This window comes from Idiomarina abyssalis (assembly GCF_019797805.1).
In the GTDB taxonomy this organism is placed as follows: domain Bacteria; phylum Pseudomonadota; class Gammaproteobacteria; order Enterobacterales; family Alteromonadaceae; genus Idiomarina; species Idiomarina abyssalis.
This window is the reverse complement of record NZ_CP081832.1, coordinates 1637150-1660220: the sequence shown is the minus strand read 5'-3', so window position 1 is coordinate 1660220 and position 23071 is coordinate 1637150. Positions and strand designations below refer to the sequence as shown.

General features: G+C 46.2%; 17 protein-coding genes and 2 tRNA genes. 14 read left to right on the top strand and 5 right to left on the bottom strand.

Annotated features, from left to right (window positions below; all coding sequences use genetic code 11):
• Positions 1–3 precede the first annotated feature (3 nt).
• Positions 4–2016 carry an NAD-dependent DNA ligase LigA gene (ligA, locus tag K5X84_RS07920; protein WP_222235524.1) on the top strand — a complete coding sequence of 671 codons (2013 nt, stop codon included), beginning with the start codon at positions 4–6 and terminating at the stop codon, positions 2014–2016.
• Here the strand turns inward: ligA and K5X84_RS07915 are convergent.
• Genes K5X84_RS07915 through gloB form a run of 3 tightly spaced genes read right to left on the bottom strand, consistent with a single transcriptional unit; the run spans position 2013 to position 4969 of the window.
• Positions 2013–2519, bottom strand: coding sequence for a hypothetical protein (locus K5X84_RS07915; protein ID WP_222235523.1), 507 nt, complete (start codon positions 2517–2519; stop codon positions 2013–2015). The two genes, ligA and K5X84_RS07915, sit on opposite strands and share 4 nt — an antisense overlap.
• 8 nt (positions 2520–2527) lie before the next feature.
• The gene (locus tag K5X84_RS07910; RefSeq protein WP_222235522.1) at positions 2528–4159 is read right to left on the bottom strand and encodes a lytic transglycosylase; all 1632 of its coding nucleotides are present in this window, start codon (positions 4157–4159) and stop codon (positions 2528–2530) included.
• Positions 4160–4207: 48 nt separating this feature from the next.
• Positions 4208–4969 (bottom strand): hydroxyacylglutathione hydrolase, encoded by a 762-nt coding sequence (gene gloB / locus K5X84_RS07905; RefSeq protein ID WP_222235521.1) that lies wholly within the window; start codon positions 4967–4969, stop codon positions 4208–4210.
• Between the two features lie 74 nt (positions 4970–5043).
• Here gloB and K5X84_RS07900 point away from each other — a divergent pair, with 74 nt between their 5' ends.
• Both K5X84_RS07900 and K5X84_RS07895 read left to right on the top strand, forming a co-directional pair.
• Positions 5044–5799 carry a methyltransferase domain-containing protein gene (locus K5X84_RS07900; protein WP_222235520.1) on the top strand — a complete coding sequence of 252 codons (756 nt, stop codon included), beginning with the start codon at positions 5044–5046 and terminating at the stop codon, positions 5797–5799.
• A 15-nt stretch (positions 5800–5814) separates the two neighbouring features.
• Positions 5815–6204: a rhodanese-like domain-containing protein gene (locus K5X84_RS07895; protein ID WP_054488326.1), complete on the top strand. Its 390-nt coding sequence runs from the start codon at positions 5815–5817 to the stop codon at positions 6202–6204.
• Between the two features lies 1 nt (position 6205).
• Here the strand turns inward: K5X84_RS07895 and rnhA are convergent, their stop codons facing one another.
• A complete protein-coding gene (gene rnhA / locus K5X84_RS07890) occupies positions 6206–6679 on the bottom strand; it encodes a ribonuclease HI (protein WP_222235519.1) in 474 nt (157 codons plus the stop codon).
• 51 nt (positions 6680–6730) lie between these two features.
• Here rnhA and dnaQ point away from each other — a divergent pair, with 51 nt between their 5' ends.
• The 9 genes from dnaQ to tilS all read left to right on the top strand — a co-directional run bounded on the left by dnaQ (position 6731) and on the right by tilS (position 18717).
• Positions 6731–7438 carry a DNA polymerase III subunit epsilon gene (gene dnaQ, locus K5X84_RS07885; protein ID WP_222235518.1) on the top strand — a complete coding sequence of 236 codons (708 nt, stop codon included), beginning with the start codon at positions 6731–6733 and terminating at the stop codon, positions 7436–7438.
• Positions 7423–8751, top strand: a complete 1329-nt coding sequence (locus tag K5X84_RS07880; RefSeq protein ID WP_222235517.1) for a TIGR03503 family protein — start codon at positions 7423–7425, stop codon at positions 8749–8751. Before dnaQ ends, K5X84_RS07880 begins: the two co-directional genes overlap by 16 nt.
• A gap of 140 nt (positions 8752–8891) precedes the next feature.
• Positions 8892–8968 (top strand) — tRNA-Asp (locus K5X84_RS07875).
• A 25-nt stretch (positions 8969–8993) separates the two neighbouring features.
• Positions 8994–9070: transfer RNA gene (locus tag K5X84_RS07870), tRNA-Asp, on the top strand.
• 208 nt (positions 9071–9278) lie between these two features.
• Complete coding sequence (locus tag K5X84_RS07865; RefSeq protein ID WP_222235516.1) at positions 9279–11456, top strand: M3 family metallopeptidase; 2178 nt, start codon at positions 9279–9281, stop codon at positions 11454–11456.
• Between the two features lie 100 nt (positions 11457–11556).
• Positions 11557–12852: an NAD(P)/FAD-dependent oxidoreductase gene (locus tag K5X84_RS07860; RefSeq protein ID WP_199494177.1), complete on the top strand. Its 1296-nt coding sequence runs from the start codon at positions 11557–11559 to the stop codon at positions 12850–12852.
• 78 nt (positions 12853–12930) lie between these two features.
• Entirely contained in the window at positions 12931–16407 is a 3477-nt protein-coding gene (dnaE, locus tag K5X84_RS07855; protein ID WP_222235515.1) for a DNA polymerase III subunit alpha, read from the top strand.
• A 15-nt stretch (positions 16408–16422) separates the two neighbouring features.
• Positions 16423–17379 (top strand): acetyl-CoA carboxylase carboxyl transferase subunit alpha, encoded by a 957-nt coding sequence (gene accA, locus K5X84_RS07850; RefSeq protein WP_222235514.1) that lies wholly within the window; start codon positions 16423–16425, stop codon positions 17377–17379.
• Positions 17380–17385: 6 nt separating this feature from the next.
• Positions 17386–18717: a tRNA lysidine(34) synthetase TilS gene (gene tilS / locus K5X84_RS07845; RefSeq protein WP_222235513.1), complete on the top strand. Its 1332-nt coding sequence runs from the start codon at positions 17386–17388 to the stop codon at positions 18715–18717.
• On the opposite strand, the gene K5X84_RS07840 is transcribed toward tilS, so the two are convergent.
• Positions 18683–19588, bottom strand: coding sequence for a GGDEF domain-containing protein (locus tag K5X84_RS07840; RefSeq protein ID WP_222235512.1), 906 nt, complete (start codon positions 19586–19588; stop codon positions 18683–18685). The two genes, tilS and K5X84_RS07840, sit on opposite strands and share 35 nt — an antisense overlap.
• A 166-nt stretch (positions 19589–19754) precedes the next feature.
• Between K5X84_RS07840 and K5X84_RS07835 the strand changes: the two genes are divergently transcribed.
• Positions 19755–21722 (top strand): monovalent cation:proton antiporter family protein, encoded by a 1968-nt coding sequence (locus K5X84_RS07835; RefSeq protein WP_222235511.1) that lies wholly within the window; start codon positions 19755–19757, stop codon positions 21720–21722.
• Positions 21723–21842: 120 nt separating this feature from the next.
• Positions 21843–23069, top strand: a complete 1227-nt coding sequence (locus K5X84_RS07830; protein WP_222235510.1) for an efflux RND transporter periplasmic adaptor subunit — start codon at positions 21843–21845, stop codon at positions 23067–23069.
• Positions 23070–23071: the final 2 nt, after the last annotated feature.

Below are 23071 nucleotides of genomic sequence, written 5' to 3'. Positions count from 1 at the left end.
ATTATGAATCAGTCTGTTTCCCAGCGTATGCAAGAGCTGGAAGAGTTACTTAATCGTTACAATAAAGAATACTACGAAAACGACGAACCAAGCGTACCTGATGCTGAGTATGACCGTTTATTTCATGAGCTAAAGGCATTAGAAACTGAGCATCCCGATTTAAAAAATGCTTCGTCGCCCACGGTGAAAGTTGGCGGGAAGCCGCTCGGTCAGTTCAAAACAGTTCAGCATGAAGTCCCTATGTTATCACTGGATAACGCCTTTTCTGTTGAAGAGTTTGAAGCGTTCAGTAAAAGAGTTGAGCAGCGCTTAGATACTAATCAAACAGTGACTTTTTGTTGTGAGCCTAAACTCGATGGTGCTGCAGTTAGTCTCCTTTATGAAAATGGGCTATTAGTACGAGGGGCAACACGTGGCGACGGTCAAAGCGGCGAAGACATTACAGAAAATGTGAAAACCATTCGTAATGTGCCACTAAAGCTTTCCGGCGATGTTCCCGAACGGCTCGAAGTGCGCGGTGAGGTAGTGATGCCGCTAGGTGCTTTCGAACGCTTCAATGAACAAGCTCGTTTGCGCGATGAAAAGGTGTTTGCTAACCCGCGTAATGCAGCAGCAGGCAGTTTGCGACAGTTAGATTCTAAAATTACGGCTAAGCGGCCGTTGCATTTCTATGCTTACAGTCTGGGGTTAATTTCGGAAACCACTCAATTACCTGATAGTCATTATGTGCGTTTACAGCAACTGAAAGACTGGGGGCTGCCGGTCAACATTGAAATTAAAACCGTTGATTCAGTGCAGGGCTGTGATGACTACTATGAATCTATTTTAGCGCGTCGAGACTCTCTGAACTACGATATCGATGGTGTCGTTTTTAAAGTCGACTCTGTTCGTTTGCAACAAGATTTGGGCTTTGTAGCCCGGGCTCCGCGCTGGGCTATTGCTCGTAAGTTTCCTGCGCAGGAACAGCTGACGACGATTACCGGAGTCGACTTCCAGGTTGGCAGAACAGGCGCTATTACGCCTGTAGCACGCTTAGAGCCGGTTAATGTCGGAGGAGTAACGGTATCGAATGCAACCTTGCACAATGCTGATGAAATTGAGCGTTTAGGTGTGCGAATTGGTGACTGTGTGAGTATTCGTCGCGCCGGAGACGTGATTCCGCAAGTTGTGAGTGTGGTAAAAGATAAACGTCCTGAAAAAACCGAAGCTATTGAGTTTCCTCTGTTCTGTCCGATTTGTCAGTCAGATATTGAGCGAGTCGAAGGTGAGGCTGTAGCCCGGTGTACGGGAGGCTTGTATTGCGCGGCCCAGCGCAAAGAAGCGATTAAGCATTTTGCTTCTCGCAAAGCCATGGATATCGACGGGTTAGGCGATAAAATTGTAGAGCAACTGGTTGAAAGAGACTGGATAAAGTCACCTGCGGATCTTTATCGTTTATCAAGAGCCGAGTTGGCAACTTTACCCCGAATGGGCAGTAAATCTGCTGAAAATCTTCGAAATGCGATTAAAGCAACACAAGAAACAACGTTAGCCCGTTTTATTTATTCATTAGGTATTAGGGAAGTGGGTGAAGCGACGGCCAACGCGCTGGCAAATCACTTTAAAAACCTGGATGCGCTCGTTGCAGCTAATAGTGAGCAGTTACAGGAAGTCCCGGATGTAGGGGCTGTTGTAGCGCACCACATTGTGTCTTTCTTTCATGAATCTCATAATCAGCAGGTTGTGGCGGAACTAAGGGAGTTTATTTCCTGGCCGGAAGGCGAAGACGCCAGCTCTGTTCAAAGTGATCGCCTGGCGGGTAATACTTATGTTATTACCGGTACTTTGTCGACGATGACTCGGGATGAAGCAAAGTCGGCGCTTGAAGCGCTGGGAGCAAAAGTCGCTTCCAGTGTTTCTAAAAAGACAACGGCTTTGGTTGCCGGAGAGAATGCTGGTTCGAAATTGACTAAAGCCCAGTCCCTTGGGCTTTCAATACTTGACGAAGATGCATTGCATCAGTTATTAAAAGACTAGCGCCCGCGGGAGCTCAGGTCTTTTAACAGGCCTGAGCCATTGATATCAATAATGCCTTTTTCTTCGTCGAATTCAAATTTGATCGTAGGGTGTGTTGTATCCAGCAAGAAACTACGGTCATTAATTTGTACGCGCAGATGCCGAAGAGGTTCCTCTTCATCAAATTCCTGACGGTGATTCACACTGATTTTATGCTCACCAATATTTAATTCAAAACCTTTGAAGAAGCCGTTAGCAAATTCAGCTACATAAACTTGCCCCTGCTTATTAACGAACAGGTTGAGAATATAGTTCGGCGGCATTTCTGAGGTCCGCATCTGAGATTTTCCTGCGGTGAAAATAATGGTGTCATAAACCTTTTTATATTCGAAACCAAAATTTAAAGGCTCAGTACGACCCGAAGGGTAAATGACTTTCCCGCTTCCCTCTGCTTTCCAGTCAGCTAAAGTTTGTGCACTAAAAAGTAATGCTATAACGACAAAAACAAATTTTAAGTTATTCATAGGTTGCCTCAACTACTCACCTCAGTGACATTTACTTTTAACTTAAGCATTTGCCCTGGCTGTAGATAACGATTGCGCTGAATATTATTCCATTGCTCTATTTGACGAATGGTGACATTAAATTTATCAGCAATCCTGGCCAGTGAGTCACCGGTGCGTACACGGTATCGGATATTACGCATAATGCTGTTGATACCGCTTTGTACTGCCGAAGAGGGTTCAGCTTCCGTCCAAACCACCAATTCTTGCCCTGGTCTTAAATAATCACCAGGAGCCATAGAATTCCAACGTGCTAAATCTCGTAAATTAACGCTGTAAGCACGGCTAAGATCCCATAGTGTATCACCCGACTGAACAACGTGCTCTAGACGTTTACCCTGACGTTTTTGGTCTTGACGGTCTTCACGTCGTTGATCCTTAGATAGTTTATAGTTGTCGATATTCAGGGTTGCAACAGGCACTAACAGATGTTCACCAGCACGGATGATATGACTACTGATATCATTCACCTGTTGAATGACGTCGACCGATGTATTGTATTTACTGGAAATGGTTAACAGGCTTTCACCGGATTTAACCTCATGGCGCGTCCAGCTCAGCCAGTCTTTAGGCTCAGTTTCACTTAATGCCTGTTTAAACTTTCCCGCATTCTGGTGAGGAAGAAGTAAACGATGAGGGCCGTTTGGTGCCGTTGCCCAACGGTTATAACCTGAGTTGTATTGGTGCAGGGAATCCAGCGGCATATCAGCCATGTCGGCAGCTAAAGCTAAATCAATTTGCGCCGGAGTCTCAACCACTTCCAGTTTTGGCTGGTTTTCAATGGGGTACCACGTGATACCATACTCTTCACTGTTGGCGAGTATTTCTGATAACGCAAGCAACTTGGGTACGTAAGCTCTTGTCTCGCGCGGCAGAGACAAGTTCCAGAAGTCAGTTGGTTTGTTTAATCGTTCATTTTTTCGAATAGCGGCGGCAACACGGCCTTCACCCGAATTGTAGGCTGCAAGGGCATGCATCCAATTGCCGTCAAAGTAACGGTGTAACGCTTGTAAATAGTCTAACGCGGCATGAGTTGCTGCGAAAACGTCACGGCGACCGTCATACCACCAGTTGATGTCTAACCCATATTGGCGCGCTGTACCTGGAATAAATTGCCAAACACCCGAAGCACTGCCGTGGGAGTAGGCGAATGGGTCGAAGGCACTTTCTACTATCGGCAATAAGGCCAGGTCAACCGGCATGTCGCGCTTTTCCAGCTCTTCAACAATTAAGTGAAGGTAAGGCTCGGCTCGCTTAGCTACGCGGTCCAAATATTCGGGGTGACTCGCATACCAGTTGCGCTGGCTTTGTACTCTGGGTACATCCGGTACCTTAAAATGAAGCTGCTGCCGAATTCTTACCCATAGGTCGTCCTGCTCCTGAGGTGTCAGCTCGACAGGTTTGGTCGCAGCAACTTCTTCTTCAGCGGGCTGGCTAATCGCTTCTTCAGGAATGGGTGTTAATTTGAGCTCAGATGGCTGGTTGGTTTCTATCGGGTCGTTGTCGCTAAACAGCATCGTGTTTTGGCAGCCACCTAATGCCAGGCCACTGGCTACCATACAGTACTTAAACCATGTGTTCTTTCGTTTGCTGTTTGTCATGCGTAATTTACTTCCGATAATTATTAAAATCTTGAGGAGTTTAAAGAATCACGCGTTATCTTTCCACTGTCTAATTGTGTAAAAAACGTCCTCAGGAGTGTTTTTTACACTTCCGGCATGTTCACTGGCTGCTGCAATAACACTTTTTTGATCAAAACGAAGAAAGGGATTAATGGCTAACTCCAGCTGTAACGTACTCGGTAGAGTAATTTGGTCTTGTTCACGCAGCATTTTGACCTTTTCGGCATAACTTTGCAGTACAGCGTTGTTTGGTTCAACTTTTAATGCAAATGAGAGGTTTGCCTGGGTGTACTCATGCGCACAGAATACTCGGGTTTCACCCGGAAGCTTGCGTAGCTTTAAAAGAGAATGGGTAAACTGTTCTGGTGTGCCCTCGAACATTCGGCCACATCCGCCAGAAAATAGCGTGTCACCGCAGAATAGGAAACCTGGAGTATAAAAACTAATGTGATCTAAAGTATGTCCCGGCGTACTAAAAACCTGCCATGAAGTGCCGCCAACCGTTACTGTGTCACCCTCGCTGACCGTTTTTGTTAAGGTTTTTATTTCAGGGTTATTCGGGCCAATGACCTGACATGGAGTTTCCTGGACCAATTCAGCAATACCACCTGTGTGATCGTAATGGTGGTGAGTGACCAGGATAGAATCAATACTTTTATTGTTTTGTTTCAGCCATTGTTGAACGGGTTTAGCTTCTCCAGGGTCTACAATAATAACCGTGTCATTATTACTGGTTTCAATTGCCCATATATAATTGTCATCAAAAGCTTCAATTGCATGAACTCGCATGTTAACCCCTATAACGCTAGGATGAGAAACCCAGCGAGTAAGTTGAAGATAAGTTCATAATACAGGAATTAGCCGTGTTAATTAAACCAGCGTACTCAAAAATTGATTTAGCAGCTCCGGAAGATTGGCAGCAAATGGCTTGTGGGCAGTACATGGTGGAGCAAACGGCTGAGCTTATCCGGTCTCATCAACGCAGGTTGAAACCAGGAAAGACGGTGGCAATTAGCTCATTGGGGCCGGGACTCAATGAGTGCTTTAGAGGTAACGCAGACTGGCTGACTTTAGGTGCCGCAGGAAAGGTGGCGGTGCGCAGTGAGCTGACTGACATGGCGCTAAAAGAAGACAGTGTGGATAACCTCATTGCTCCTTTTGTCCTTGAATTTTGCCAAAACCCACACAAGCTATTAAGAGAGGTTACTCGAGTTCTGGACGATGACGGTGTGCTGGTGTTGACGGGCTTTAACCCATATAGCCCGGCAGTAGCGAGTGGATTCTTTGTTCGTCATAAAAAGAGCTTTCCCTGGTGTGGGCGATATTTTACGTTGATAAGAGTAAAAGACTGGCTGGAAGTTTTAGGGTTTGAGGTGCTTGAGTCTGAATTTTATGTTTCACACTTTTTACACCACAGCGAACACAGAGGAAGCGACTGGTCAACAAAGCTGAGCGAAGTGATACCGGGAATGCGCGCCGCTTACTTTATTGTGGCCAGGAAACAAACTTTAATAACTCGATTGAAACCCTCGGTTCAGCGCAAACAGCTTGCCGTAAATGGAAGACAAACGGCAGCGGCAATGACGACAAAACAGTTTTCAAAATCTAAACGCAATTAAAGAGGTATTGAATTTATGATTACAGCACAAGAGTTATGTGGCAAAGCGAAATCTAATGTAAAAGAAGTAACAACCGATGACTTACAAAAGGCAATAGAGCAGGGCGCTCGTGTCATCGACGTGAGAGAACCTGCGGAATACGGTCAGGGTCATATTCGCGAAGCAGTGAATATGCCCCGGGGTGTGCTGGAAATGCAATTGAATCAACACCCCGATGTGGCAGGTTATGATAATGCACTTGAGCGCATTGCTGAGAAGCCTCTGTATCTTATTTGTCGCACCGGTGGGCGTTCAGCTCTGGCTGCGGAAAGTCTTCAGCGCATGGGATTCAACGACGTTTATAGCGTCGATGGAGGGATGAGTGCCTGGCAGGAGAAAAAACTGCCGGTAGTTGCCGGCGAGTAATTTACTCGCCTTCAAACCCTTTATCTTCTAGTAGTGGCTCGCGCGTTGCGGCGTTGCGGGCCAGTTCATCACAACGCTCATTTTGTTTATGTCCGGAGTGGCCTTTAATCCATTTCCACTCTACCTTATGACGACTAACTTCCTGATCCAGTTGTTGCCAAAGATCTTTATTTTTTACCGCTTTACGTGCCGACGTACGCCAACCATTTTGTTTCCAGCGTTGCATCCATTGTTCAATGCCTTGTTTTACATATTGACTGTCCGTTGTAAGAATAACGTGACATGAACGTTTTAGAGCACGTAAACCTTCAATAGTAGCCAGCATCTCCATTCGATTATTGGTTGTTAGATGATACCCCTGGCTTAGCTCTTTGTGATGTTTGCCATATTCCAGCACGGCACCATAACCGCCTGGACCGGGGTTCCCCAGGCAAGAGCCGTCGGTATATAAATGAACAGTTTTTGAGTTCGACATGTTACTTGCTACTATATCCATTGTTTTCAGCGAGTATATCAGGATTTCAGCATGCGTCAGGTCGTATTAGATACAGAAACTACCGGTATTGACCCTGCCAAGGGCCATCGAATTATCGAAATTGGCTGTGTGGAGCTTATTAACCGCAAATTAACCGGTAATCATTTCCATGTTTATATTAATCCTGAGCGGGTGGTTGAGCAGGAGGCCATTGAGGTTCATGGAATAACGAACGACTTTCTGACAGACAAGCCTGTATTTGCTCAGGTTGTCCACGATTTCATCGAGTTCATTAAAGGTTCGCAGTTAGTGATTCACAACGCACCTTTTGATGTGGGTTTTATGGACGCTGAGTTCAGCCGTATAAGACAGAATGTCGGCTTAACGAATGACTACTGTACGGTACTGGATACTTTGCAGTTAGCGCGCGAAATGCGGCCAGGGCAAAAAAATAATTTGGATGCTTTGTGCCGTGCCTTTGGTGTTGATAACTCGTCTCGTGAACTGCACGGCGCATTGTTGGATGCTGAAATTCTGGCTGATGTTTATTTAATGATGACAGGCGGTCAGACAGATTTGAACCTGGCTAGCCACGGAAAAAATAATCAGGATGGTTCGCAAAAAGTTGAGCACCAGCGAGTGACTAACCCTCCGGCATTAAAGGTTTTACGCGCAACGGCCGATGAAGAAGCATTACATGAGGCGCGTTTAGCGCGAGTTAAAGAAGAAGGTGGGCGCTGTCTGTGGCAAGACTCTTAGCTTTATTACTGGTTCTGGCGACTAGCTCAAAAGCACTCGCGATACAGAGTTTTAGTGATGTTGACTCTAAAGAGGAAGTTGAAAAGCAGGCGATGAGCCTGATAGAGGGCGATATTACCAATAAGTTGCCAATTAAAGGCCAACGCTTTCGTATCGACGACAATGTAGAGGAAATTACCTTACTGTTTTTTCGGGAGCCGGGCAGTAAACCTCTGGTTTTGATAAAACCGGATGGCAGTAAATGGTATGACTCACGCTACCCAGAAAATAAAGTTACGTGGTATACCGATCCTAATTTTGACATTATTCGAATTAAAGAACCTCAGCCGGGTCCATGGCAGGCTGCGGGTCGTATCGATGAAGATAATAAAGCATTGGTAATTTCTGATATTCGTTTTGAAGCCGAACCGTTGCCGAATCCTTTATTTCAGCATGAAGAGCTAAAAGTTGAGGGTAAGCTCTATAATGGCGATGAAATAGTCGAAACTGCACGTTTTCGCCAAACGGTCATATTAGATGTGCTTTTTGTCAGCACGAATAACCCGGATTTTGATAATTTTGGTGCTAATCCAGCGCGGGTTGCCCAATTTGAAGATAATGGACGGGGACACGATGAGCAAGCTGGTGACGGTGTTTTTACCGGCTTTTTTAACCTGAGTGTTGAACCCGGTGAGTGGATGGCGACTTATGAAATGACAACACCGCTGTATCAACGAGTGTTTGAGTTTGGCCCGCTTGAAGTTGAGCCCCTGCCTGTTGAATTTGAAGTTATCCAGTCTGAATCTGTCGACGAGAATCACCGGTTGCAGATTGAAGTGGATGACAACTGGATAGACCCAAACAGTTTGGTTATTAATGGTGAAACAGCTTTTCCTAATGGTGAAGTACGTAAATTCACTGTCAGCGAAACCGAAGGGTTTCCGCACCATGTTGAGATTGCAAACCTGGCCTTTGGTAAGCATTTAGTCGACTTGGATATTTTTGCGACGACTGCCGATGGTAGGGAGTTTGAGGCCAGAATTGACGACTTCAGCTTTATTGCAAAAGAGCCTCCACCACCTGAGCCTACCGCAGCCGAACTTGCTGAGCAGCAGCAAAGAGAATTAGAGCGACAGCGGGAGCAGGCTCGCCAGGAACGAGCAATAAAAGAAAAGCAGGCAATGACGAACCTTATCATCATTGTTGTCGTAAATTTTGTTTTGATTGGACTGGCTTTGTTTGCGTTGTGGTGGTTTAAATTCAGACAAAAGAAAGTATCCACTGAAGCGGCTAATCCTGAAACAGTAAATGCAGAGAAAAGTGGTAAAAAATGACCTTTGTGGTTAAAAAAGCGCAGATCTGAATATAAATCAGACAGTCGGCAAAAATCTTTAAAAAAAGTGTTGACTCATTTGCCCCTCACTCGTAATATGCACGCCGCGTTGAGGGAGACTTCAACGTGTAGTACTAATGCGGAGTGGTAGTTCAGTTGGTTAGAATGCCGGCCTGTCACGCCGGAGGTCGCGGGTTCGAGTCCCGTCCACTCCGCCATTTAGTACGCCCCCAAGAATTTTGCGGAGTGGTAGTTCAGTTGGTTAGAATGCCGGCCTGTCACGCCGGAGGTCGCGGGTTCGAGTCCCGTCCACTCCGCCATTATTCTGTTTAATCTCCCTGTCTTATAGCTTTGCTTTCCCATTTTGTCCATTACAGTACGCCTGCATTTCCGTGATCACAGTTTGTTTCACATTTTTACCCTGCAGATCATGCTTTTTGCCGTTTAACTCTTGAGCCAAAGCTTTCCTGAGGCTAGAGTATTGTCACCAAAATCACAATGACATAACAAAGACAACGGGAGATACCCATGCGTAAAACTTTACTGGCTGTAGCTGTGGGCGCAGCAGTATCGTTGGGAGCTTGCAGTGATGCAAATAACTCATCAACTACTGAAAACCAAGCTGCATCTGCTGACAGCAGTCAACAAGCAACAGCATCAAACCCTTTCTTCGAGGCAAGCTCATTGCTTTATCAAGCTCCTAATTTTGATGCCATTGAGTTCAAACATTTTGAACCTGCATTTGAGCGTGGTATGGAAGAGCACATGGCCGAGATTGAGGCTATTGCGACAAACTCAGAAGATCCTACGTTCCAAAACACCATTGTTGAGATGGAAAAAGCGGGAGAAATTCTTAGCCGCGTAAGCTCAGTATTTTATAACCTTTCATCTTCTAACAGCAGCGATGAAATTCGTGACTTACAAGGTAAGTTAGCACCTAAGATGGCGTCGCACCGTGACAATATCATGCTAAACGCAGACTTATTTGCGCGGGTTAAGCAGTTATTTGATAACCGTGAATCATTGGAACTGGACTCTGAATCTGAGCGTTTGCTGGAAGACACTTATAAAGGCTTTGTTCGTGCTGGTGCGGAACTGAACGATGAGCAAAAGCAGCAAATTAGAGATATCAACAAGGAACTTTCAAGTTTAACCACTGAGTTCCAGAAGAGCTTGATGGCGTTGACGCAGGAAAACGTTATTGTCGTAGATACTAAAGAAGAGTTGGCCGGATTAAGCGACAGCCAGATTGCTTCTTTGGCAAGTGCGGCAGAAAGTCGTGATTTGGAAGGCAAGTATGCAATTACTCTGACAAACACCACTCGTCAGTCAATTCTTACCGATCTGGAAAATCGCGAATTACGTCAGAAAATCTGGGAAACCTCAGCGAATCGTGGCTCAGGTAATACCGCGACTGATACTCGTCCTATGGTTCAGCGTTTAACTAAGCTTCGTGCCGATAAAGCAAAACTATTAGGCTATGACAGCTGGGGTGACTACGTACTAGCCGATAACATGGCGGGTACTCCAGAAGCTGCTCAGTCAATGCTGCGTGACCTGGTTCCGGCTGTTGTCAGCAACGTAGAGAAAGAAGCGCAAGAAATTCAGGCAATGATTGAAGCAGAAGGCGAAGATTTCGAATTGAAGCCTTGGGACTGGTTCTATTACGCTGAGAAAGTGCGTGAAGAGAAATACGCAATTGACGCAGACGAAGTAAAACAATACTTCGAATTTAACCGCGTATTAGAAGACGGTGTCTTCTACGCAATGAACCAATTGTTTGGTATCACCTTTGAAGAGCGCAACGACATTCCGGTTTATCATGACGAAGTGGTTGTGTATGAAGTAAAAGACGTTGACGGCTCAAGTATTGGCTTGTTCTATGCCGATTACTTTACTCGCGACAGCAAGCGTGGCGGTGCCTGGATGAGCTCATTCCGTACTCAGTCTGAGCTGATGAACCAGAAGCCGGTTATCCTGAACAACATGAACATCACTAAAGCGCCGGAAGGTGAACCAACCTTAATCAGCTTTGATGAAGTATCAACTATGTTCCACGAAATGGGACATGCCTTGCATGGTATGTTCTCTGACGTTAAATACCCGTCTCAGGCTGGTACTTCAGTACCTCGTGACTACGTAGAGTTTCCATCCACTTTCCAGGAAGACTGGACACTGAACGAAAAAGTTATCGCGAAGTATGCGAAGCATTACGAAACCGGTGAGCAGATACCTGACGAACTGCTGCAAAAAGTACTGGATGCACGTAACTTCAACCAGGGCTTTGATACCTTAGAGTATCTCTCTGCTGCATTACTTGACCTTGAATACCACACTGTGGAGCCAGGAACTGAGATTGACGACGTTGCGGCATTTGAGCAAGAGGCACTGGAGAAAAACGGTGTAGCCGTTGAAGCGGTACCACCACGCTATCGTTCGACTTATTTTGCTCACGTATTTGCCGGCGGTTATTCAGCGGGTTACTACGCTTACATGTGGAGTGAAGTGCTGGCGGCCGATGCGTTCAAACACATGGGCAATAACGGTGGTCTGAGTCTTGAAAATGGTCAGGCTTTCCGTAAGGAAATTCTGTCACAGGGCAGCAGCAAAGACCCAATGCAGCAGTACATAGACTGGCGCGGTCAGGAACCGACTGTTGAAGCTCTGCTTGAACGTCGCGGATTGACAGACCCAAGTATCGACTAAGTCATACTGAAATAATTTCGACTGAACAGTCGTTATCTAAAGCCACTGGCGTTATCATCGTCAGTGGCTTTTTTATTATCTGCAGATAGGCGAGGCACAAATGCAAGAACGGATTGTCATTGTTGGTGGTGGTGCAGGTGGACTGGAATTAGCGACCATGCTGGGGAGAAAGCTGGGTCGTAAAAAGAAAGCAAAGATTACCTTAATTGATCGTAATAGCACTCATTTATGGAAACCGCTATTACACGAAGTTGCTTCAGGTGCGTTAGATTCGCGCCTGGCTGAGCTGGATTATCGCGGGCAAAGCGCTCGCGAAGGCTTTCAGTTTCTGGTTGGCACTTTAGAGTCGGTGGATAAAGATGAAAAGTCGATTCAATTAGCGGCGATAAAAGATGAACAGGGTCATGAAGTGTTAGCGCCGCGAAGCATTCACTACGATAGATTAATTCTTGCGATAGGCAGTGTTACCGCGGACTTTGGAACTCCCGGAGTTGGTGATCACTGTTATTTTCTGGATTCATTGCGCCAGGCAGATGAGTTTCACGAACACCTGCTAAATGAATTCTTACGGGTAAATCAGTCAATTGAAGATGGTAAGGAAACGAAATTATCGTTGTCTATCGTTGGCGGCGGCGCTACTGGGGTTGAATTGGCGGCGGAGTTAATTCACTCGGTTTCGTTGCTATCGATTTATGGTTTGTCTTATCTGGACCAAAAGCATTTTGAAGTACGTTTAATTGAAGCCGGTAAAAGATTATTGCCTGCTTTGCCTGAACGCCTGTCGAAGTCAGTGGAGAAAAAACTAAAGTCGCTTGGCGTCGAAGTTATTCTGGATAACCCAGTGACAGAGGTTAAAGAAAACACACTGGTTCTGTCGGAAGGCGAACCGATTCAGGCAAACCTAATGGTTTGGGCGGCAGGAGTCAGGGCGCCGGATGTGGTTAAGGAATGGGGCCTGACTGTTAGAAAAAATAATCAGATTGAAGTTAACGAGTACCTTCAGTCGGTATCTGATCAAAGTATTTATGCCATAGGCGACTGCGCGGGCTGCAAAATCGATGATGAGCGCTGGGTGCCGCCCAGAGCACAGTCTGCGCATCAAATGGCAGAGTGCTTGTATGACAATATTGTTCGTGAATACAAAGGCAAGTCAGCCAAAGCATTTAAGTATAAAGATCGCGGCTCGTTAGTTTCGTTAAGTCGTTTTTCTGCTGTTGGCAACCTGATGCAAAGTAAAAGTTTATCAATGTCGCTTGAAGGCACGCTGGCGCGTTGGGCTTACGCCAGTTTATACCGGATGCACCAGAGAGCCCTACATGGCTGGTGGAAAATGTTGCTGTTGTTGATGGTGGATAAACTGAACCATGTGGTAAAACCGCGCCTGAAGTTACACTGACGATATACTTCGAAAGCCGCTTAAGGCACAATAAAGGCCATAAAATGATAACGAAAAAAGCCAGACTGTATTCGTAAAATGACTGCACCAAACTTTGTTCACCTAAGAATTCATAGTGACTTTTCCATGATAGATGGCCTGGCGAAAGTTGGGCCCATTTGTGAAGCGGTTGCTGATGCCGGTATGCCAGCGTTGGCAATTACTGACCAAATGAACTTTTGTGGTTTAGTCCGCTACTATGGCGCGGCGCACAAGTTAGGGTTAAAACCTTTAATTGGCTGCGACTTTTGGGTTCAGGCCGATTACCCGGAGTCCGAGCTTTTTCGGTTAACCGCCCTGGCGATGGACAATGAAGGTTATCAGCAAATTACACAGCTGATTTCAAAGGCGTATTTAAGAGGTAATATTAAAGGTAAGCCAGTTATCGATAAGGACTGGCTTAAAGAGCACAACGAGGGCATTATCCTTCTGTCGGGCAGTCGGCAAGGAGATGTTGGACAGGCTCTGATTAAAGGGCATGACAGCCAACTTGATCTTGCTCTGGATTTTTATCAGCAGTACTTTCCAAATCGCTATTATCTTGAGTTGGTGCGTACAGGGCGTCCTCAGGAAGAAGATTACCTGCATAAAGCGGTTGCCTTAGCTGGTCAAACGGAACTCCCTGTCGTTGCGACTAACGAAGTTGTTTTTCTTAAAGAAGAAGACTTCGACCCGCACGAAATTCGAGTAGCCATTCATGACGGTTACCAGCTAGAAGACAAGCGCCGTCCTAAAAAATATTCTCCGCAGCAGTACCTTCGTTCCAGCGAAGAAATGATAGAGCTGTTTTCTGATATTCCTGAAGCAATAGAAAATACGGTTGAGATAGCCAAACGTTGTAATGTTACTGTGCGTTTAGGGGAGTATTTTCTTCCTAAGTTTCCAACGGGCGACCTGACTACTGAAGCGTTTCTCATCAAAGCTTCAGAAGAAGGTCTGGAAGAGCGTTTAGAGTTTTTATTTCCAGACGCAGAGGAACGGCAACAAAAGCGTCCTGAATACGATGAACGGCTGAAACGCGAGCTGGGCGTTATTAACGATATGGGCTTTCCTGGCTATTTCCTTATCGTTATGGAGTTTATTCAGTGGAGTAAAGATAACGGTATACCCGTAGGACCGGGCCGGGGCTCGGGTGCTGGCTCTTTAGTGGCTTATGCGCTTAAAATCACGGATCTTGATCCGCTTGAGTTTGACCTGCTTTTTGAACGATTTTTAAACCCAGAACGGGTTTCCATGCCCGATTTCGATGTCGACTTCTGTATGGATCGCCGTGACGAGGTTATTGACCACGTAGCGGATCTTTACGGGCGTGGAGCGGTCTCGCAGATTATTACTTTTGGCACCATGGCGGCTAAAGCGGCCATCCGTGACGTTGGCCGGGTGCTGGGCCATCCTTACGGTTTTGTCGACAGAATTTCAAAGCTGGTACCGGGTGACCCGGGCATGACTCTGGCTAAAGCCTTTGAGGTAGAGCCTCAACTTGGTGCTGCGTACGAGCAAGACGAAGAAGTTAAGGCCATTATAGATATGGCCCGTATTCTGGAAGGTGTGACCCGTAATGCCGGTAAACATGCTGGTGGTGTGGTTATTTCTCCAACCAAAATAACTGACTTTTCGCCACTGTATTGTGACGATGAAGGCAACAACCCGGTTACTCAATTTGATAAAGACGATGTTGAATCAGCGGGCCTGGTTAAGTTTGACTTCTTAGGCCTCAGAACGTTGACCATTATCCAATGGGCTGTGGACATGGTAAACCGGCGCCACGCTAAAAGTGGCAAAGACCCTATAGATATTACCGCAATTGATTTAACCGATCCGGCTTGTTTTAAATTATTGAAGAAGGCCGAAACAACGGCGGTCTTCCAGTTAGAGTCTCGTGGCATGAAAGAGCTGATTAAAAAGCTTCTGCCGGACTCCTTTGAAGACATTATCGCTTTGGTTGCGTTGTTTCGTCCGGGGCCATTGCAATCGGGAATGGTTGATAACTTTATCGACCGAAAGCACGGTCGTGAAGAGATCTCTTACCCGGATGTTAAGTATCAGCATGATAGCTTGCAACCGATACTGGAGCCTACCTACGGGGTTATTCTGTATCAAGAGCAGGTAATGCAGATAGCGCAGGTTCTGGCAGGTTACACGCTTGGTGGTGCAGATTTATTACGTCGCGCAATGGGTAAGAAAAAGCCAGAGGAAATGGCCAAACAGCGCGAGATTTTCCGTGAAGGGGCCGCTAAAAATAACATCGACCCTGAACTGGCCATGAAAATCTTTGATTTGGTTGAGAAGTTTGCCGGTTATGGCTTTAACAAGTCGCACTCTGCCGCTTATGCGTTGGTTTCTTACCAGACTTTATGGATGAAGACCCATTACCCCGCAGAGTTTATGGCTGCGGTGATGTCAGCAGACATGGACAATACCGATAAAATTGTCACTTTAGCTGATGAATGCGAACGCATGGGGCTTGATTTATTACCACCCGATGTGAATAAAGGTGAGTACAAGTTTACTGTCGACGAGCAGCAGCGGGTTGTGTACGGCATTGGGGCCATTAAAGGTGTCGGTGAAGGTCCTATTGAATCGATCATTCAGGCGAGACAAGAGGGTGGTCCGTTTCGGGATTTATTCGATTTTTGTTGTCGGGTTGACCTGAAGCGCATGAATAAGCGTATTCTCGAACGCTTAATTCGCGCCGGCGCAATGGACAACCTTGGACCGCACCGTGCAGCGCTGATGGCAACGTTGGAAAAAGCGATTCGCCAGGCAGAGCAGCACCTTAATGCTGAGAAAATTGGTCAGTCTGACATGTTTGGGGTTCTGACGACCGAACCCGAAGCGGTTGAACAAGAGTTTGTTAGCGTGCGCAAATGGTCAGAAGCGGTATGGTTAGAGGGTGAGCGTGATACTCTGGGGTTATATTTAACCGGACACCCGATCAATCGCTTTCGTAAAGAGCTCAAGCACTACATTAATAGCACGCTGTCCAGTGTGACTCCTACGCGCAAAGATGAAAGTATCGCAATTGCGGGGCTGGTCATCGATATTCGCGTATTGACCAATAAACGTGGTCAGCGTTTTGCTATAGTTACTTTAGATGATAAAACAGCGCGCATGGATGTGCGTTTATTCAGCAATGAGTACGAAAGTTATCAAGAATTGCTAGAAAAAGACCGAATTTTGTGGGTAAAAGGTGAGGTCAGATTTGATAACTTCAGTAATAGCAATACAATGACAGCCAGAGAAGTGATGGCAATTGAGCAGGCTCGGGAAACGTATCTCAGACACATAGCAATTACAGTCACCGATGAGCAGCTCACTAATGGCCTTGCCAGCAAACTGGAAAAGCTATTAAAACCCTTTGCTGAAGGGACTTGCCCGATAAAAATGCGGTATCAGTCGGAACGTGTTGAAGCCACTTTAAATGTTGGCGCACAATGGTATGTGAATCCGTCTGATGAACTACTATACGAATTACAGAACTTGTTGGGAACTCAGCAAGTTTCACTCGAATTTTAAAGGAAATGACAGCGAATGAGCCTTAATTTTCTGGATTTTGAACAGCCGATTGCAGAACTTGAAGCGCAGATTGAAGAACTGAAATCTGTTGGTGACCGCGGGCAACTGGATCTCAACTTAGAAGAAGAAGTCCAGCGGCTGACCACAAAAAGTCAGGAGCTGACAGAGAAAATCTTCTCTGATCTCGGTGCGTGGCAGGTAGCACAACTGGCGCGTCATCCGCTACGTCCATACACGCTTGACTATATCCGTATGATCTTCACCGAATTTGATGAAATGGCGGGTGATCGCTCTTTTGCGAATGACGAAGCAATTGTCGGTGGTATTGCACGTTTGGATGGCAAGCCGGTGATGGTTATTGGTCAGCAGAAAGGGCGTGAAACGAAAGAAAAAATTCGCCGTAATTTTGGTATGCCAAAACCGGAAGGTTATCGGAAGGCATTGCGGCTTATGGAGACAGCTGAACGTTTCAATATGCCGGTAGTAACTTTTATTGATACGCCCGGAGCGTATCCTGGAATTGGCGCTGAAGAGCGCGGGCAAAGTGAAGCAATTGCTCGTAACTTAAAAGTTATGGCTCGTTTAACTGTTCCGATTGTTTGTACTGTTATAGGCGAAGGCGGCTCTGGTGGAGCACTGGCTATTGGTGTTGGCGACCGGGTTAATATGCTGCAGTACAGTACCTATTCGGTTATTTCTCCCGAAGGTTGTGCCTCAATTTTATGGAAAAGTGCCAGTAAAGCACCTTTAGCAGCAGAAGCTATGGGGGTAACTGCGCAGCGTAGTAAAGAGCTCGGTTTAATCGACGCTATCATTCCTGAACCTCTGGGCGGTGCGCATCGCCATAAGGAAGAAATGGCAACGCGACTGAAGCAGCAGTTGGTGTCAGACTTAGAAAGCCTAAAAGACCTAAGCCACGAAGAGTTGCTGGACCAGCGTTATCGTAAACTGATGTCTTTCGGTTACTGCTAATTTCCAATGACGGTTGACGGTCTATATGACCTATTTTGTGACGCTTTAGAATCTCTCGCTTTACAGCCGGGGCAGCAATTGGTTGCTGCTCTGGGCGGTGGGGCTGATTCGCAAACCGTTCTTGATTTGCTGATGCGTTATCGCCGGCAGCATCCTCAGTATGACTATCTGGCGATTCATTTAGATCACAGTTTCCACCCAAGCTCTGCTGACTGGTCCTCGACCATAGAGGAAGCAGCAAAAGCTTACGGTATTCCCACTATTTTTGAGCCACTCGACGTTCCTGTTGCAAACAGGCAGAGCAAAGAAGCCGCAGGTCGTGAAGGGCGCTACCAACGGATGGCTGAACTGACTCAAAATGACGCCGTGCTGCTGCTTGGTCAGCATCGTAACGATCAAATTGAAACCTTTTTTCTGCAGTTAAAGCGTGGTAGTGGTCCTAAGGGCTTATCTTCTATGGCACGTATTCAGGCGTGGGCAGGAAACCGTCGATTATGTCGACCTTTGCTGAGTGTCAGTAAAGAACAAATTTTAGATTACGCAACGCAGCGTAATTTGACCTGGATAGAAGACGATACCAATTACGATAAAAGCATTGAGCGAAATTTTCTCCGACATGATGTCGTTCCTGTACTGGAACAGCGTTGGCCTCAGTTTGGTCAAAGTGTTTTGCGCGCCGCAAAGCTTTGTGCTGAACAACAGCAGGTTATGGATGAACTGTTGTTAGAAAAATTACATAACCAACAGAGCCATACCCATCACTTTCCTATCTTGTTACTAAATCAGTGCTCAGAAGCAATGCAACGTGCCTTGCTACGCACTTGGCTGCAAGAGCAGAAAAAGCCGTTACCAAGTTACGAGCAGCTAGAACAAATTCGCCGTCAGGCACTTACAGCAAGCGATGACAGTCAGCTACAAATACAGTGTGACGGTTACGTTGTACGGTATTTTCAGCATGCGCTTTGGTGTGACGTTAAGGTAGCCGAATTACCCGGTGATTCTTTAGTAACTGAAACGAACGTCGACTTGGGCAAGTGGGGTAAACTGACTGTCCCGACTGAGCTTGTCAACGGCAGTAATCAGCTAAAACTGACCTTTTCATTGCCCGCGGAAAAACTGGCAAAGCCCGGACGTCAGGGACGAAAAAAACTTAAGGAGTGGCTAAAGCAGGCCGGTGTTCCGCCCTGGTTAAGACAAAGACGGCCCATACTCGAACTCAATGAAAAATACCTTTGGGTTGCGGGTATGGGTTGGTTCAGTTTTCAGACTGAGGACACTCTCAGTTTGCCGGAGCCGGTATGGTTTAACTCAGATGCTGATCTTTTCCCGCTACTTTAGCGGCGTAAAGACGTCTGTCGGCTTCATCAATAATGTCTTGTGCGCTGTGAAAGCTTTCCATGGCCAGACTGCCGGCACTGACACCAATGTTAAAAGTGGCAAGTTTAATGTCGTTATTAAGCGCATTACGTATGCGTAGGAACACTTCCTCGGCTTGTTCCGGTTGAGTGTTTTCGAGAATGAGTACGAACTCGTCACCACCGTAACGAAACACCCGGTCGGTATCTCGCAGCTGCTGTTGTAATAATTGACCAAACTGCTTAAGTACTTCGTCACCTTGTTGGTGGCCATGTCGGTCATTAACCGCTTTGAAGCCGTCCATGTCCAATAGCATGACAATATGAGACTGGCTGTTGTCTCGTTTTAGGCGAGCACTGAGGTGCTCTAATGTCTCGTCTAAAAGAGCTCTGTTGCCTAAGCCGGTTAAATGATCGCGCACCGCAACTTTCCGTAAACGAGAGAAGTGTATTGCATTTCTCAGCGGGAAGGTCAGGTGTTTATGCATTTGTTCCAGTCGCATTTTATTAACGTAGGAAGGGGTGCGTTTAAATTGATAGACCATTTGTCCTAAGTATTCGTTATCAGCGTAAAGCATGACCGAGTACTCACTATTTTGGTCCTGGTAATTACCAACCAAGTTAATAATTTGGTCGTCTGAGATGAATTGTAATGCGCTAACAGGCAGTCGTTGCAGCATATAGTCGGCATAAATTGACAGCACTTGATTTAAGTCGAGAGAGGTTTGCAGACGCTCGCTGAGCGGAGCCGACTTGGACTTTAGTTCTGTTGATGATGTTAACTGACTGATAATCGCCTGAGTTTTGTTCTCAGTTGTTTTAGTCTCAGCTTTAGCGACAGCTCTGTTTAACATGACAAACCTTTGTGCCTGAATTTAATAATTGAAATTAACTCTGCAAAATTCGAGCCAAAATAAAAATCTTTATAATTTACAAAACTTTATAAGAGCTAGTTTTTCTGAAACAAAAGAGTGTTACTATTTTGACACTACAAAAACAAAACGACTCAGGAGCTTCTGAATGAACGGTACTTTTTCCAGTCTGCTGCTTTTATTAGCCGTTGCTGTGATTCTGGTCTGGTTGTTCCGGAGAATTAAGTTACCCGCAATTTTGGCTTACTTAGTTGCAGGTATTATCGCAGGCCCAGATGTAATGGGTTGGATAGCCGATCCCGATGATTATCATCTGGTCGCAGAACTGGGAATTGTATTGCTGTTGTTCTCGCTCGGCCTGGAGTTCTCGTTGCCTAAAATGATTGCAATGCGACGCTGGGTATTCGGGTTAGGAGCCGCACAGGTTCTTGGTTCATTGCTGGTATTCTTGCTCATAGCTTTTATTTGGTTAGATGAATGGGCAGCTTCGTTAGCAATAGCCGGAGCGCTGGCTCTGTCATCGACGGCGGTTGTTATTAAGCAGTTGAAAGAAAGCGCGCAAACCTCCACCCGGCGAGGGCAGATGAGTGTCGCTATTCTGCTTTTTCAGGATATAGCCGTTGTTCCCCTGCTTATTATCATTCCACTATTAGCATCCGATGACGGCAATATTGGCACCACTTTATTGTTTGCCTTAGCCAAAGGTGCCGCGGTTATTGCCGTGCTTATGACTATTGGGAAATGGGTATTACCTTACTTATTTAAGGAAATAGCTAAGCAGAGAACCGATGAGCTGTTTGTGCTTGCTACGTTACTGGTCGCTCTGGTTGCCGGTGGTATGACGCATATCTTCGGGCTTTCCATGGCACTGGGGGCTTTTCTTGCAGGTATGATGCTGGGGGAAAGCCAATATAAGCACCAGCTAGAAGCCGATATTCGTCCATTCCGTGACATTTTGATGGGGCTCTTTTTTACCACCATTGGTATGCAGCTTCAGCTTTATGGTTTTGTTCAAAATTTTCACTGGATACTTCTGGCGCTGGTTATTATGGCGGTGATTAAAATTGCCCTGATAAGCTCGGTTGCCCGCTTTATGGGTGAGCGAGATGAAGACGCCTGGGGCAGTGGTATTTCGCTGTTTCAAATGGGTGAGTTCGGCTTCGTTATTGTGGCGTTAGCAAGCACTCATGGTTTACTGAGTAAAGAAATTGTGACCAGCATGATAGGTATTGGCGTACTGAGTATGGCCATGACCCCTATAATTATTCATCGTCTTAAACCCCTGGTTAACTTAGTGGTTCGTCACCCTGATCCATTAGTCGATATTGAGAAGCAACGCACAACGGGCAGTGAGGGTCTTGAAAATCAAGTACTGATTTGCGGTTTTGGTCGGGTTGGGCAAACCATGAGCCGGTTTCTTGATGCTGAGGGAATTACGCATATTGCCGTCGATAATGATCCGATGAGGGTTCAGGAAGCAGTCGCCGGTGGCGCCCGGGTTTATTTCGGAGACAGTGCCCGTAAAGACATTTTACGAGCCGTAGGAGCTGAAACGGTGGACTTGATTATTATCAGCTTTGCCGATGACCTACGCGCACTGGATGTATTGAAAGAACTGCGTCAATTGAACCCTGATGCTTACATTATTGTGCGCAGTAAAGATGATATGAGATTGACTCAGCTGCAGGAAGCTGGCGCTTCTCAGGTGGTACCGGATACATTGGAAGCAAGCCTAATGCTTATTTCTCACGTGTTGAACCGTAGCGGAATTCCGATACGCCGTATTCTTGCCCGGCTGGATAAAGAACGTCGTAACCACTATGGAGAGATGCACGGTTTCTTCCAGGGGTCAGAAACGGATATGGACCCAGAGCTTTCGGATAAGCTGGAGTTTCTGAAAGCGTTAACTTTGCCGGAAGGTGCCTGGGCTATCGGTAAACGCATTGATGAACTCGACTGGGACAAGCATCAGGTTCAGTTGAAAGCTTTGCGACGTGATGACGAGGAGTTTCCTGAGCCCGATAGTGATACAGAACTGGAGTCACAGGATGTGGTTTTGTTAATGGGTAAACCGCGTTATGTAGAGGCAGCCGAACGTTGGTTACTGGAGGGTTGAAACAGTCCGTTACAACTTTCCGGCGTATTAACACAACTGGCAACAGTTAACGTCTAACATTTTACAATATTAACAGCGATAATAAGGCTGTGAATTAATCAATAAGAGCAGAACAATAAAATGAAATTTCCAAAACGCGCCTTTATTCCACCTTTAATCATTGTGGGTGCTATTGTTTTATCAGTCTTGGCCAGTATGACTGCTGAGCCTCCAAAGCAACGCGACCAGACAAAGCCTGCAGCAATGGTTGAGGTTCTCGAAGTCAGTCCCCGCGACATGACTTTTATTGTTGATTCCCAGGGAACAGTAAGACCTAAGCATTCCACTATGCTGGTGGCAGAGGTTACCGGTCAGATTGTCGATGTGGCCGATAACTATAATGCCGGCGGTTTCTTTAAAGAAGGTGACATGCTGATTCAGGTGGATCCGTCTGATTACGAAGTCGCTGTCCAACAAGCTCGGGCTGCACTGTTGCAAGCTCAATCGGAACTTGAGCAGGAGAAAGCACGGGCAAGAGTTGCAGAAGAAGAATGGGCAGCATTTGAAGACGGAAAGGCTCCCGAGTTAGGTTTACGTAAGCCGCAACTGGCCAGTGCTATCGCGGCGGTGGAATCTGCAGAGGCAAACCTTGCAAAGGCAGAGCGTGATTTAGAGCGTACAACCATTAAGGCACCATTTGACAGTGTATTAAGAAGTAAAGAAGCAAACTTAGGGCAGTTCGTTTCAACGGGCAGCCAAATAGCCTTGGTGTTTGACACTCGTACTGCAGAAGTTCGCTTGCCTTTAAGTGACCTCGATATGACGTATATTCTGGATCCGGCCGTTGCTGAAGAAAAGCCTCGCGTTCAGCTAGAGTCACTCGTTTCGGGTCAGTCGGCGACGTGGCAAGGCAGACTGGTTCGTACCGAGGGCGTATTAGATGAAAACAGCCGTGTCATTTATGGCGTTGTTCAAATCCCTGACCCTTATAACTTAGAGGGTGAAACACACCAAGTGCCATTGCGCTATGGCCGATTTGTCCAAGCCCAGGTTGAAGGCAGATATGCGCAAGGTTTAATGGAAGTTCCTACCTATGCGTTGAATCCAGATAGCTCTGTATGGATTGTTCCGGAAAGTCGTGAACTGGAAAAACGCGATGTAGAGGTAGTGCGTACGCAAGGTAACAAGAGCCTAATAAGTTCTGGTTTGGAAAGTGGCGACAAAGTGGTGCTTACTCAGCTCAAAAATGCCTTACCGGGTATGAAAGTGCGTTTGCCGGGCGATCCTTTACCAGAACAAATGGAAACAGCAGCCAAGTCAGATGACGGTGACAAAGAAGACACTGACTCTGAAAATGTAGGCGGGTAAGT

What these genes read in the sequence shown, in the direction of transcription:
- dnaE (WP_222235515.1), top strand. Translation starts at nt 12,931, where the DNA reads ATGACTGCACCAAACTTTGTTCACCTAAGAATTCATAGTGACTTTTCC.
- K5X84_RS07835 (WP_222235511.1), top strand. Translation starts at nt 19,755, where the DNA reads ATGAACGGTACTTTTTCCAGTCTGCTGCTTTTATTAGCCGTTGCTGTG.
- ligA (WP_222235524.1), top strand. Translation starts at nt 4, where the DNA reads ATGAATCAGTCTGTTTCCCAGCGTATGCAAGAGCTGGAAGAGTTACTT.
- accA (WP_222235514.1), top strand. Translation starts at nt 16,423, where the DNA reads ATGAGCCTTAATTTTCTGGATTTTGAACAGCCGATTGCAGAACTTGAA.
- rnhA (WP_222235519.1), bottom strand. Translation starts at nt 6,679, where the DNA reads ATGTCGAACTCAAAAACTGTTCATTTATATACCGACGGCTCTTGCCTG.
- K5X84_RS07860 (WP_199494177.1), top strand. Translation starts at nt 11,557, where the DNA reads ATGCAAGAACGGATTGTCATTGTTGGTGGTGGTGCAGGTGGACTGGAA.
- K5X84_RS07830 (WP_222235510.1), top strand. Translation starts at nt 21,843, where the DNA reads ATGAAATTTCCAAAACGCGCCTTTATTCCACCTTTAATCATTGTGGGT.
- K5X84_RS07840 (WP_222235512.1), bottom strand. Translation starts at nt 19,588, where the DNA reads ATGTTAAACAGAGCTGTCGCTAAAGCTGAGACTAAAACAACTGAGAAC.
- K5X84_RS07910 (WP_222235522.1), bottom strand. Translation starts at nt 4,159, where the DNA reads ATGACAAACAGCAAACGAAAGAACACATGGTTTAAGTACTGTATGGTA.
- K5X84_RS07865 (WP_222235516.1), top strand. Translation starts at nt 9,279, where the DNA reads ATGCGTAAAACTTTACTGGCTGTAGCTGTGGGCGCAGCAGTATCGTTG.
- K5X84_RS07915 (WP_222235523.1), bottom strand. Translation starts at nt 2,519, where the DNA reads ATGAATAACTTAAAATTTGTTTTTGTCGTTATAGCATTACTTTTTAGT.
- dnaQ (WP_222235518.1), top strand. Translation starts at nt 6,731, where the DNA reads ATGCGTCAGGTCGTATTAGATACAGAAACTACCGGTATTGACCCTGCC.
- K5X84_RS07895 (WP_054488326.1), top strand. Translation starts at nt 5,815, where the DNA reads ATGATTACAGCACAAGAGTTATGTGGCAAAGCGAAATCTAATGTAAAA.
- gloB (WP_222235521.1), bottom strand. Translation starts at nt 4,969, where the DNA reads ATGCGAGTTCATGCAATTGAAGCTTTTGATGACAATTATATATGGGCA.
- tilS (WP_222235513.1), top strand. Translation starts at nt 17,386, where the DNA reads ATGACGGTTGACGGTCTATATGACCTATTTTGTGACGCTTTAGAATCT.